Annotated in this window: 16 protein-coding genes; 14 read left to right on the forward strand and 2 right to left on the reverse strand. The window is 35.2% G+C overall.

Going from position 1 to position 11013, the window contains the following annotated elements; genetic code table 11:
* Nucleotides 1-287 precede the first annotated feature (287 nt).
* Entirely contained in the window at nt 288-1160 is an 873-nt protein-coding gene (gene speB, locus NYE67_RS02570) for an agmatinase (RefSeq protein ID WP_340729030.1), read from the forward strand.
* Nucleotides 1161-1208: 48 nt separating this feature from the next.
* On the opposite strand, the gene NYE67_RS02575 is transcribed toward speB, so the two are convergent.
* Together NYE67_RS02575 and NYE67_RS02580 are read right to left on the reverse strand one after the other, a co-directional pair.
* A complete protein-coding gene (locus NYE67_RS02575) occupies nt 1209-2390 on the reverse strand; it encodes a site-specific integrase (protein ID WP_340729031.1) in 1182 nt (393 codons plus the stop codon).
* Between the two features lie 54 nt (nt 2391-2444).
* Entirely contained in the window at nt 2445-3155 is a 711-nt protein-coding gene (locus NYE67_RS02580) for a helix-turn-helix domain-containing protein (protein WP_340729032.1), read from the reverse strand.
* Between the two features lie 190 nt (nt 3156-3345).
* Here NYE67_RS02580 and NYE67_RS02585 point away from each other — a divergent pair, with 190 nt between their 5' ends.
* The 13 genes from NYE67_RS02585 (at nt 3346) to NYE67_RS02645 (ending at nt 10994) form a co-directional block, all read left to right on the forward strand.
* Nucleotides 3346-3582 (forward strand): helix-turn-helix transcriptional regulator, encoded by a 237-nt coding sequence (locus NYE67_RS02585; protein WP_340729033.1) that lies wholly within the window; start codon nt 3346-3348, stop codon nt 3580-3582.
* Nucleotides 3579-3854, forward strand: a complete 276-nt coding sequence (locus tag NYE67_RS02590; RefSeq protein WP_340729034.1) for a hypothetical protein — start codon at nt 3579-3581, stop codon at nt 3852-3854. Before NYE67_RS02585 ends, NYE67_RS02590 begins: the two co-directional genes overlap by 4 nt.
* Nucleotides 3855-3932: 78 nt before the next feature.
* Nucleotides 3933-7061 carry a DEAD/DEAH box helicase gene (locus NYE67_RS02595; protein WP_340729035.1) on the forward strand — a complete coding sequence of 1043 codons (3129 nt, stop codon included), beginning with the start codon at nt 3933-3935 and terminating at the stop codon, nt 7059-7061.
* A 217-nt stretch (nt 7062-7278) separates the two neighbouring features.
* A complete protein-coding gene (locus NYE67_RS02600; RefSeq protein WP_340729036.1) occupies nt 7279-7494 on the forward strand; it encodes a hypothetical protein in 216 nt (71 codons plus the stop codon).
* A 9-nt stretch (nt 7495-7503) separates the two neighbouring features.
* Nucleotides 7504-7803, forward strand: coding sequence for a hypothetical protein (locus NYE67_RS02605; RefSeq protein WP_340729037.1), 300 nt, complete (start codon nt 7504-7506; stop codon nt 7801-7803).
* A 21-nt stretch (nt 7804-7824) separates the two neighbouring features.
* Nucleotides 7825-8145, forward strand: coding sequence for a hypothetical protein (locus NYE67_RS02610; RefSeq protein ID WP_340729038.1), 321 nt, complete (start codon nt 7825-7827; stop codon nt 8143-8145).
* A 20-nt stretch (nt 8146-8165) separates the two neighbouring features.
* Nucleotides 8166-8492: a hypothetical protein gene (locus NYE67_RS02615; protein ID WP_340729039.1), complete on the forward strand. Its 327-nt coding sequence runs from the start codon at nt 8166-8168 to the stop codon at nt 8490-8492.
* 18 nt (nt 8493-8510) lie between these two features.
* A complete protein-coding gene (locus NYE67_RS02620) occupies nt 8511-8867 on the forward strand; it encodes a hypothetical protein (protein ID WP_340729040.1) in 357 nt (118 codons plus the stop codon).
* A 16-nt stretch (nt 8868-8883) separates the two neighbouring features.
* Complete coding sequence (locus NYE67_RS02625; protein ID WP_340729041.1) at nt 8884-9456, forward strand: hypothetical protein; 573 nt, start codon at nt 8884-8886, stop codon at nt 9454-9456.
* Nucleotides 9457-9477: 21 nt separating this feature from the next.
* A complete protein-coding gene (locus tag NYE67_RS02630; RefSeq protein ID WP_340729042.1) occupies nt 9478-9843 on the forward strand; it encodes an ECF-type sigma factor in 366 nt (121 codons plus the stop codon).
* Nucleotides 9844-9953: 110 nt separating this feature from the next.
* Entirely contained in the window at nt 9954-10154 is a 201-nt protein-coding gene (locus tag NYE67_RS02635) for an HNH endonuclease (protein ID WP_340729043.1), read from the forward strand.
* A 137-nt stretch (nt 10155-10291) separates the two neighbouring features.
* The gene (locus NYE67_RS02640) at nt 10292-10591 is read left to right on the forward strand and encodes a P27 family phage terminase small subunit (RefSeq protein WP_340729044.1); all 300 of its coding nucleotides are present in this window, start codon (nt 10292-10294) and stop codon (nt 10589-10591) included.
* Between the two features lie 241 nt (nt 10592-10832).
* A complete protein-coding gene (locus NYE67_RS02645; RefSeq protein ID WP_340729045.1) occupies nt 10833-10994 on the forward strand; it encodes a DUF2292 domain-containing protein in 162 nt (53 codons plus the stop codon).
* The last annotated feature ends 19 nt before the right edge of the window (nt 10995-11013 follow it).

Genomic DNA, 11013 nt, shown 5'->3' on the forward strand with positions numbered 1-11013 from the left:
TCAGTCATTTAGGAAAAGTTATAAAAATTCTATTGCACTTTCAATGAAAACAACTATACTTTTGTCGTAGCACATTAAATGGAAATAAGCATTAATACTGCTATGACTATACGTATTCATAATGTCGAATTTTGTCAGTTGTACTTAATTATACGAAAATAGCGATCAAAAGTTTCATTTGTTAGATTTAGTATGAGCAAAATCACCGGTCGCTATGCATACGAAATTGAGAACAAATTGATTTATAATTGATAATTTAAAATAGAGAAGGATGTAGGTGATCGTAAATGAGATTTGATGAAACTTATGCTGGCAATATGTTTATTAAAAGCCATCAAAATTACGAAGAAAGTAAGGCAGTTCTTTACGGCATGCCAATGGATTGGACAGTAAGCTATCGTCCAGGTCAACGTTTTGGGCCAGCTAGAATCCGTGAAGTGTCAGTCGGTTTGGAAGAATACAGTTTTTACTTGGATCGCGAATTAGCGGATGTTCCATTTTTTGACGCAGGAGACATTCCATTGCCATTCGGTAATCCGGAAAAATCTTTAGCGGAAATTAAGACATTTGTTCGCCAAGTATTGGCAGACAACAAAGTTCCAGTTGGTATGGGTGGCGAACACTTAGTATCATTGCCAGTAATGGAGGCGGTATACGAAAAGTATGATGATTTAGCAATTATTCATTTTGATGCGCATACTGATTTACGTACCGATTATGAAGGTGAACAGTATTCACACGCAACGCCAATTCGTAAAATAGCTGATACAATCGGACCTGAAAATGTCTATTCATTCGGGATTCGTTCAGGTTTAAAGGAAGAATTGCAGTGGGCAAAGGAAAATGGGATGCACATTTCATTATTCGAAGTATTCGAGCCTTTAAAGCAAATCCTGCCAACGTTAAAAGGGCGCAATATTTACGTGACAATTGATATTGACGTATTGGACCCGGCACATGCACCAGGAACAGGCACTGTAGATGCAGGTGGTATTACACCAAAAGAACTTTTGGCATCGATTCATGAAATCGCGCACTCTGAAGTAAATGTGGTCGGCTTTGATCTTGTGGAAGTAGCACCGATATACGATCATTCAGAAATAACAGTAAACACAGCAGCAAAATTAATTCGCGAAATGATTTTAGGCTGGGTGAAATAGTAGAGGGCTTAGAAAGTCAGTAATACCAGGGGGAGAAGTGGGGTGAAGCTATGAATTAGCCCCACTTGTTGCCCCACTTTGTTGTAAAGAGGTACTAAATACATTAACAGTCTTATCTTCAAGTTCCTTTAAAACATGTCCATAAACTGTATGAATCATTTCCGGTGTGTTCCCTAAACGTTCAGCAATCGCTTTTACTGGAATACCATTATTTAAAAGAATTGTAGCGTGTGAATGGCGTAAACCATGCACAGTTGTTTTAGGCAGTTTTGCCAATGCTACCATTCGATTAAAATTAGCGTTTAATCCTGTAGGCGATAAAGGCTCACCAGATGATAATGAAAGAAAAATAAATGTTGATGGTGTTAGTTTTTGACCAAACTTCAAAAGAAGTTGTTTTAAAGCCTTTTGATAAGTCTTTAATTGGGAAATGACTATTTCATCTACTTTAATTGTTCGCTCACTATTTTTTGTCTTTGTAGAACCTATTCCATGCGATCCGCGATGTTTGATAATTTCAATTGTACGATTATCGAAATCAATATTATTCCACTGGAGACCTAGTGCTTCACCCTTTCGCATACCGGTATAGGCCAGTAAATGGAAAAGCGTAGAATGTGTAATGTCCTCATTTACTTCCACAGTTTTTAAAAATACATTCAACTGGTCAGGAGATAAAAAATTATTATCATTGATTCCTTCTCTTTTAGTTGGTAGCACAGCCCCGGCGAGTTTGTTTCTTAATAGAATTTCTTCTTCAATGGCTGCATTAATGGCAGTTCTCATAATGACGTGGAAAGTGCGTATTGTAGAAGGTTTATATTTATCGACTACTTGATCTAGAAAAAGCCTTTGATAAGTTAGTTTATCGAGTTTATTTAACTTTACATGGCCAATAAGTGGTTTTAATTGAAGTCGAATAAACGATTCTCTTTGAGTGGCAGTTGCAGGTTTCCACTTTCTTTTATTCATTTCAAACCAAATATCGAGCCATTCTCCTACGGTCATGTTATCATTTTCAATAGATTTTGTTTCACCACGAAGCGTAGCAGCCTTTACTTCCAGAAGGGCTTTTATCGCTTCTTTTTCTGTTTTAAATCCACTTTTTTTCTTCTCTTTACGTTTTCCTACATTGTCATAATACTTATAACGATACATCCACAATTTTTCGCCTTTTGAAGTTACATAAGAATATACGTCTTTTTCTTTGTTTGATTTTTTATATTGCACTTTTTACATTCCCTTCAGCGCTTGGCAGGGCATGTTTATAGGGACGAATGTAAATTAATTTTCTAATGTAATGTGTAGAACCTGCAATACTTTTTGCTTTTCTTTATCATTCAATGTTTTACCATTGAATGTTATTTCTTGAGTTGAATTCAATATAGTTTCTAGATCTATTTTTGGCTGGATGGTTTCAGTAATTTTAAACCCAACTTTTTTTAAGTAATCCTGTACGTCATCCATTGGAATATCTTCTAAAACATCCCATCCACTAAAATTTTTATTTAATTCCTTATTCATTTTGAGAGAATTCATTACAACAGATAACTTGTGTAATTCGGTCTCTATTTTGTTAAGTTTTTCGCTTAAATTGGTTCTTACCGTATCGCTTAAATCGCTTCTACTTAATTCATGTTGAATCATTTGATATTCAGTATTTAAAATCATGTGTTCATTTTCCAAAGCATTTAATTGAGTTTTTAAAAAATCAGCTTCTTTTATATATCCTGCAGCTTCCATTAATGAGTTATAAATAACCGAGTCTAATGAAGCAGTATTATTTATATGTGTAGTATTACCTATTTTTATTACACCACCGGCACCAGCCAGAGCTTCGGAAATTTTTCTTAATAATGAAATACTCGGTTTATAACGATTATTTTCAACATCACTTAAATATGTTCTTGAAATTTCAGCTTTTTCGGCCAACTTAGTTTGGTTTATTTTTACACTCTTTCTGTATTCCTTAATTTTTTCCCCTACAGTAACCATATGTTCACACTCCTCTTTATAAATAATACGTTTTATATGTCGGAGATACAAGTAATCTAAGTGAAATATGACGGTTAAATAAGTAAATATAGTAAAATGACGGATAAATAAGTAATTTATGCTTGAATTAGTTACGGAAATACCATACAATAAATTCAGTTAGAGTTCTTATGTAGAATGAGGTGAAAATATGCTTAACGAAGAAGTAGGCAAAATGATTAAAGATAGACGAATAGAAAAATGTATGAAGCAAAAAGATTTGGCTGAAAAATTAGATATTTCTAGAAGTTATCTGTCAGATATAGAAAATAATAGATACCTACCTAGCTTTAAGTTGTTTCTCAAAATCAATCGAGAATTACAGCTTTTTAATTTAAACATGATTGACGGAAATACTATTCAAAATAATGAGGTGTTGAAATCATGAATCAAATGGCAGCAATAAAAATTGAAGTTGATGAAAAGTTAATCAAAGATCAACTTGAAAAACGAGTGAATGAAATCGTGGATGATTCCTTACTTCTGATTGATGTTAAAGGTTTAGCTAAAAAGTTATCAATGAGTGAGCGATTTATAGAGGATGAATTTTTACAAGATCCACGTGTTCGATTACACGAAGTTAAAAAGAGCCGTAAACGTTGGTACTTCTACAAACCTACAATGGAAGCAATTACAGAAATTCTAAAAACAGAATGGTAACAAAAAATAACTAAATGCTTGGCAGGGCATGCAGTAAAAACACAACATAGAAAATGGCTTTGAAGGGTGGTGATGTAATTGGTTGCAATCGAAACAATTGAATATGAAGCAGTTCCGATTGAATCACCAAAACATTACACCGCTATTCACGGTAAAAAATTCTTTCAACAGCCTAAACAGATTGAAATGGGCAAGATTACAAACGATTTTAAACGTTTAGGACATGCAACACTTTATACAACGTTAGAAATAATTGAAGCTTTATCCAGTGGTCATTGCGCGATATTAGCAAATTACGAAATAGATTCAGATAATCGCTTTCGTTTTGTGTCAAGTAGTTTAATCGCCATTGATATTGATGATGATTTAGAAATAACAGAACCATTACAAGTGCTAGAAGAATTAAACGATATTTGCACAGGTTTATTCTATACATTCAGTCATGGCATTAAGGGGAATCGGTACAGGTTACTCTTTCAATTAGATGAACCGATTCGGCAGCAACAAGATTTTAATATTTTGATTGAGTACTTAATGGATTACTTAAAGTCAAAAAGTTTACCAGTCGATGTTGTAGCGAAAAACGTTACACAGATTGTTAGGCCAGGTTTAAAAGGTTACGAATTGAATAATCTTCACACAAAAATAAAAATATCTGAATGGCTTCCAAAGGCGCGAATAAAAGCACAAGCGAAGTTAGAAAGACTTGAAAAGCAACGTAATAGCCGAGCTAAACAAATGAATTATAACTTATACAATCCAATGACGTATGAGGAATTGAAAGAAATGTGCGAAGCGATCGGCTACATTCCTTCCGGAGAAGGTGAGGAAACCTTAAAGAAATGGATACAAATCGTTTATGCGTTGAAGAACGAAGTAGTCAAGGGTGAGTTAACCGAGGATGAAGGTTATACACTTTACTGCATTATTAGTGGTCCAGAAGAGAATGAGCGTTACTGGAACAGTTTACGCCCAGATGGTCATGTAAATATTGGGAGTATTGTTCGCCATGCTGAACACCACGGCTATAAACGTAGACATAAGTACAAACACGCTCAACAGGAAACGCTTGAAACGATTCCACAGGAGCGCATAAAGGTTAAGAAGTATCTTAATCCAGATATTGCGAAAGAACTTATACAACGTAAACAGAAGCTTATTGTAGATAGTCCAACAGGTTCAAGGAAAACAAGCTCATTCATGACAGCATTTCAAGAGTTGGCGAGTGAAGAATATTCCTATTATATCTTTACAGCGCCAACAATCATCTTAAGTGAACAGATTGCCAAAAAGTACAATGTGCCTTGTTTAACAGGTGAAACGACTAACGCATTTCATAGCGTAACGACAGCAGCAGTCAAAGGGGAACGACTATTCATTTCCACATATGACAAGGTGGACAAGTTAATAGCTTACCTAACGCATGGTATTGACTACAACGGCAATAAACCGGAATTCATCATAGCAATAGATGAAATACATGAATTTATCGGTTCTTATGGTTATCGGTTTAGAGCAATCGACAAGCTTCAGGAACTAACAAAAGTGGCTACCTCATTAATTGCATTAACAGGTACAGCCGATTTCGCTTTTAAGGATAGTTACGATGCACTTATAAAAATTGAAACAGGCAATACAAAATCACCGGCTATGGATTTTAGAGTTTTCACGTATCACACAAGGAAAGTTGCAAAATCTGTTCCGTTAGTGAAAAACGGTAAAACTGAAATGATTGAACAAATCGAAACCGATGCGAATTTAGCCGATGTTATGCTTCTTCCAGTGTTCAATGCCTTGTTAAAACAAACAAAGGTATTAGCGTTCATTAATAACAAAGATCGCATACAGAGCATTGCGAAACGGCTTAGAAAGCAAGGCATAACCGTTCAAGTCGTAACAAGTGACAGTAAAAAGAGTGAAACGTACAGAAGTATCGCAGAAACAGAAACGATTTCGGATGATGTACAAGTTGTATTGACTACCAGTGTACTTTCAACAGGTTTAAGCATTAACAATACACTCAATTGGAGTTGTTTGGTTGTTTCAGACAAGAGTTCGCCTTTTTTCAATACTTCTACTATTAAACAAATATCAAACCGTTTCAGACAGCAATACCGTTATTTTTGCTTATACATGCGAGAGCCTAACAAAGATTATGCCGATGATAAAAAGTTTTATATCGAAACGGATTATCAACAGAAAAAGAGAATTGTTCAAAGTTATGTAGATTACTTGAATGAAGAATTTACAGATGAAAATTTAAAAACATTCACAACATCAAAAGTCGAAAATCATAACGGAATCTTTTATAGATCCACCGATGATGAAGCAGTAATTGAATTCAATCCAATGTATGTCAGATATAACAGTATGAAGCGTTCAGAACAATACTACAGCACTTTCCGAAATGCCTTTGTAAAAGAAGTAGAGCGCCAATTAGGTGTGAAATGTAGTGCGATGGTCAATGTGAACGATGAAGCAGAAAAGAACAATCAAGATTTTAGTACATTGCTGGAAGAAATAAAGGAAGAACAGGAGCTTAAAAAAGCCGATGATTCGGAGCTACGTGAAGCCTTTAGTCAGTATTTCGATGAAGGAATGCACAAATGTTTTGTACGAAATAACGAAGAAGAAATTCAATTATTTAAAATGATGGTCCATCCTACACAGTTTAATGCTATGAAACGATTATGTCCGATAGCAGACTATGAAACTTGTAGACAGATTGGGATGAACATTAAAAAAGTAGCCGATACGCATGTGTTTTATAACGATATTGTTTCATTGGTGGAAATCGCAGCGTTTGAAAGTAGCAAAAAAACAAGCGTCACCAAAAAAGTGTATCGGGAATTACTGAAAATTGAAGGTAAAACTTATCCATCAGCAGACTTTAAAAAAATGATGAAATACGACTTTCCTAAAAAGTTAAAGGTCCAGGAAAGTGATGTGAAAGAAGCTTTGAAGTTGTTTCACTCTTTTCATAGTCGTACAAAGATAGAACGGCTCACAACGATTAGACCGCTTTCGATTGAGCTAGTAGCCAAAATTAGACACTCACAAATAGATGGTGACGAGAGAACAGAGCTTTCCGAAAAGTCTATACGAAATACCATTATACGCTATGTATACACTCAAAACGAAAACAAACAGAAGGTATTTTTACCGGCAATTTCTGAAAAATACGGTATTGAAAAGTATGAGGATTAGATGACGTTTATGGGGCGAATGTTTCTTAGAGATTTTAAACAACATAGAATAGCCATAAACGTCATCAGAAGTCCTGTAATATCAAGGGTTTGATGCCCATCATCTTACTAAAAATTGATGTAAAATTGAGCGTTTAAGAACAGCTGTATTTTTAACAAAAACAAGTCATTTTTCTTTACAAATTATTGAGTGATGAATACGAAAGGTTGGCGAGTAAATGAACAATTACACATTAATTGTACTGACATACGAGAACGAAAAATCTGCTTCCCTACACTTGAACTATACAATTCAATATTTCAATGAACGCAATATTGAAATAATCGACATTACTTCAAACGTTACAAAATTCGAGAAAAATCTATCCTATGTGTTTGTTATCAAGTTAAAAGGCAGGCACAGTGTAGAGAATTTTCACGATGAATATATGTGAGGTGAACCAATGAAAAATGCAGAACTAGCTTTATTACCGATTAATCAGCCAGATCAATATGAACAGTTAGAGCAGCGTTATAAAGAGCTATTACAACAATGGATCAATGAGCGAGTAAAGCCATATTTAATTCAATCTTACAATCCTTCATTAACAAGCTATGGATTGAAGCATTATTTTGAAAGAGAAATAGGTGTGTATATAACAAACGGAGCCTTTAAAGGTGGCATGTTAGCAGCTGGGATTTTGCCGCAAAGCCATGAAGCATTAAATTGGGTTTTTAAAGTCGGCAAACGGTTTTACAAATAAATTAAAAAGGTGGTCGCTGAAATGACAGTGAAATTTTTAGAAGATTACGATATTCAAATATTGGAGCGGTACTGGTTCAAGCGTAATGAACTAGAAGAGGAAGCAAAACAAGCGGAAAATGGCGAAATGTATGTAAATGACCGTTTAAAGCTTGTGAACGCTATGAAAGCCATTTACGAAACGGAAAGTGAAGATTATCGAACATTAATTGATATGTACTTTGTGGAACGTGCCTATCCAGAAGATATTGCGGATGAGCTAGGAAAAAAACGCCATCAGATTTTAAAGATGAAAAAGTATTTATTAGAACGATTTGCTGAAAAGATTGGCTGGGTTTATTAAATAAAAAGGGGGTCTGTAGTATGTATAGAAGCGATTTGAAAGATTTCAATTACAAATTATTAGAGCAATGGCTTATGGAGAAAGAGGATTTAAAGAAAGAATTACTAAGTGGAACGGTTAGCACAACACGTAGAGAACATTTAGCAACAGTCCTTACCGCAATAAATAACCTTTATTTTAGTTCAACTGATACACATAAAAAAGTTATTGACCTACTCTTTTATAAATCTCAATATCCAGAAGATGTGGCAGACGAAATCGGATATACCATTTCACGTTTGAACAGTTGTAAAAAGCACTTATTGGAGAAGTTGGCAGTCGAATTAGGTTGGATATACGATTTTTAAAATAAGGAGCTGAATGAATTGAATCCTGAAGATGTGAAAGTAATTGAAGGGTATTGGAAAAATCATGAATTATTTAAACGCGAACGCAACCTACTTGAAAAAGTATATGCAACAGATGAATTAAATGCAGATATACGTTATCCAAAGTTAGTTGCCATTCTTGATGCAATCGAAAAAGTATATGGAGAATTAAACGAGCAATTCCAGCGATTCATTCAAGTTCGCTACTGGGAAGAACTTTCGCCTACTTATGAATATGCAGAAGTGGCTGACATTCTCAATATGTCTGTTGCTAAAACGTATAAGATCCGAACGTTCGTTATGACTAAGACAGCAAAAGAACTAGGTTACATTACAGAACCGACAAAACTTTAAAAGGTGGTGCAGCTCATTGGCGATTATAGTCACGAAGCCAGAAATTGCGCATTCATCTATAAGGACTAAAGTCAATGAATTGCTTTATTGCCTACAGGTGGATGCGCAACGTAACAAGGCCATAGAAGAGTTATTAATAGAAAAAGATAATGCAATTCGTGAACTTTATAAATTTTCATTTGGTACCCGTTCATATGAAGAAGGTGTTCCAGGAAGTAGAAGTGATCCATTTTATCATGTGGTTAACATCATTGCTCTTAAAGAATGGTATGAAAAGCGAATAAACCGTTACAGGTTAAAGCACGAACGCTTTCATACAATTTTGGAACATTTACCGTTTGGTGATAAGGAGACACTAATACGAGCCTTCTGTACAACCTTAGAAGTTGATGAAAAAGACGTGAAAGAAGTTATCCGAAAGCACTTGAAGTACATTGAGTCAGTTTATAAAAAATACGAACGGGATGCATTAAAACGCAGTATGGAACTATCGGATGATATAGAGGGACCTTCTGAAGTCATTGTTCCAAAGGCAGATGAGGAAAAGCGAAAGAAACGGCTTGCTAAGATACGGAAAACTTTACGTTGAAATCGGAAGGGATGAAGTCAATTGAATAAGAGTAAGTTGCAAACTATTTGCAAATGGATGGATATGGCGAATTATTACCAAGGAAGAATAGAAGACTACCAATCCATTTTAGAGGGCAACTTGGAATGCCATGAAGTAAAAAAATTTGCCGAAAAGGAAATTGCTCATCAACAGAAAAATTTAAAGGACTTATTCGATTTAGTTCGTTCAAAGCAAGTTGAAAAATCATTTGAAAATGTACTGATACTAAAATATTTCGAAGGTTATTCACTGGATGAAGCAGCAGATGAACTAGGATTGAATGCCGCGACAATTAAAGAGAAACACGCTGTATTCACAAAGCACTTTAAAGAACATCGTTCATTGAAGGGTGGTGATAGTAAATGAATGAGTACAATTTCAAAACAAAAGAAGGACGTATGAAGTTTTACAAGAGCAATGCTTGAAGGGGAGTTAATGGTGTACGTAACCAAGCTGTTAAACGTGACAAAGAATGTGTGTGGTGTAAAGAGAAAGGGTTAGTCACCGTAACAAACTTAGAAGTGGATCATACCAAAATTTTAGAAGAATGCACATACGAGGAAGCGATTGACTTGAGTTTGTTAAGGGTTTTGTGTCGTTCATGTCACAATTTACGGCACAATCGTTTCGAAGGAAAAGTTAAAAAGAAAAAGAAGTGGCAAGACGAAAGATGGTAGGTGAAAAGTCCCCCCCATTCGACAGGTTTGATTCACTATTTTTTGTCCTGGGAGCGGCAGGGTATCTACTGTCTGGTTTTTTTCAGAAATCTCATGAAGGGGAGGGGGAGGGGGGTAAATATGAGGGGAGCGAAACAATGGCAGTGAACGTTGAAAGTTTACAAAAACAGCTTATGGATAAAATCGACAAAGAAAATTTAGTCGAGGTCGAGAAGGTAGAACGTTATATATCATTAGTCAGCTCTTTTAATCGTATGAGTAAAACCATTGAAGAAGAAGGGGAAACATTAGTTACTGAAAATGGCGCCCAACGTTTTACCAAAGCACATCCGTTAATCAGTGAACGTAATAAAATTAATACGGCTTTGCTAGCGATCGAACGCTCATTTGAATTTGAAACGAAAAAGGGCGGCTATGATATTAACGATTTATTTTAAATAAAAACTAGGAGGTCTTTTACATGGCAAAAATCGAAAAAAGTTAATCCATAATTTTATTCGAAATAGACGCAGAGGGTGAACATAGCCCCCCTAGGTCATAATTCGGGTTAAAAATCGCCGTTTACCGGCGGACCCCTTCCTTTGCTACGCGGATGGGTTTATGAAAGGGGGGAAAAGCTCGGAATATATGTGCCAGTCCATAGATTAGCACTATCTAAAAAATGAGGGAGTGGAAACGGTGACTACTACTATTCCAGTATTAACAGAAAACCAAAAGATTTTAATAAATGTTAAAGGTGAATGGACCGCATTAGATCCCGTGAAATACGGTGAAATTTTAATAAAGGTTCACAATGGTGAAGTGAAACAAATTGAGACTACCACAAAAGAAAATTATTAATTGTTCTACTGGACATACC

It is taken from the genome of Solibacillus sp. FSL W8-0474 (assembly GCF_038004065.1).
GTDB classification, from domain to species: Bacteria; Bacillota; Bacilli; order Bacillales_A; family Planococcaceae; genus Solibacillus; species Solibacillus faecavium.

What these genes read in the sequence shown, in the direction of transcription:
- speB (WP_340729030.1), top strand. Translation starts at nt 288, where the DNA reads ATGAGATTTGATGAAACTTATGCTGGCAATATGTTTATTAAAAGCCAT.
- NYE67_RS02580 (WP_340729032.1), bottom strand. Translation starts at nt 3,155, where the DNA reads ATGGTTACTGTAGGGGAAAAAATTAAGGAATACAGAAAGAGTGTAAAA.
- NYE67_RS02585 (WP_340729033.1), top strand. Translation starts at nt 3,346, where the DNA reads ATGCTTAACGAAGAAGTAGGCAAAATGATTAAAGATAGACGAATAGAA.
- NYE67_RS02590 (WP_340729034.1), top strand. Translation starts at nt 3,579, where the DNA reads ATGAATCAAATGGCAGCAATAAAAATTGAAGTTGATGAAAAGTTAATC.
- NYE67_RS02600 (WP_340729036.1), top strand. Translation starts at nt 7,279, where the DNA reads ATGAACAATTACACATTAATTGTACTGACATACGAGAACGAAAAATCT.
- NYE67_RS02605 (WP_340729037.1), top strand. Translation starts at nt 7,504, where the DNA reads ATGAAAAATGCAGAACTAGCTTTATTACCGATTAATCAGCCAGATCAA.
- NYE67_RS02610 (WP_340729038.1), top strand. Translation starts at nt 7,825, where the DNA reads ATGACAGTGAAATTTTTAGAAGATTACGATATTCAAATATTGGAGCGG.
- NYE67_RS02615 (WP_340729039.1), top strand. Translation starts at nt 8,166, where the DNA reads ATGTATAGAAGCGATTTGAAAGATTTCAATTACAAATTATTAGAGCAA.
- NYE67_RS02640 (WP_340729044.1), top strand. Translation starts at nt 10,292, where the DNA reads ATGGCAGTGAACGTTGAAAGTTTACAAAAACAGCTTATGGATAAAATC.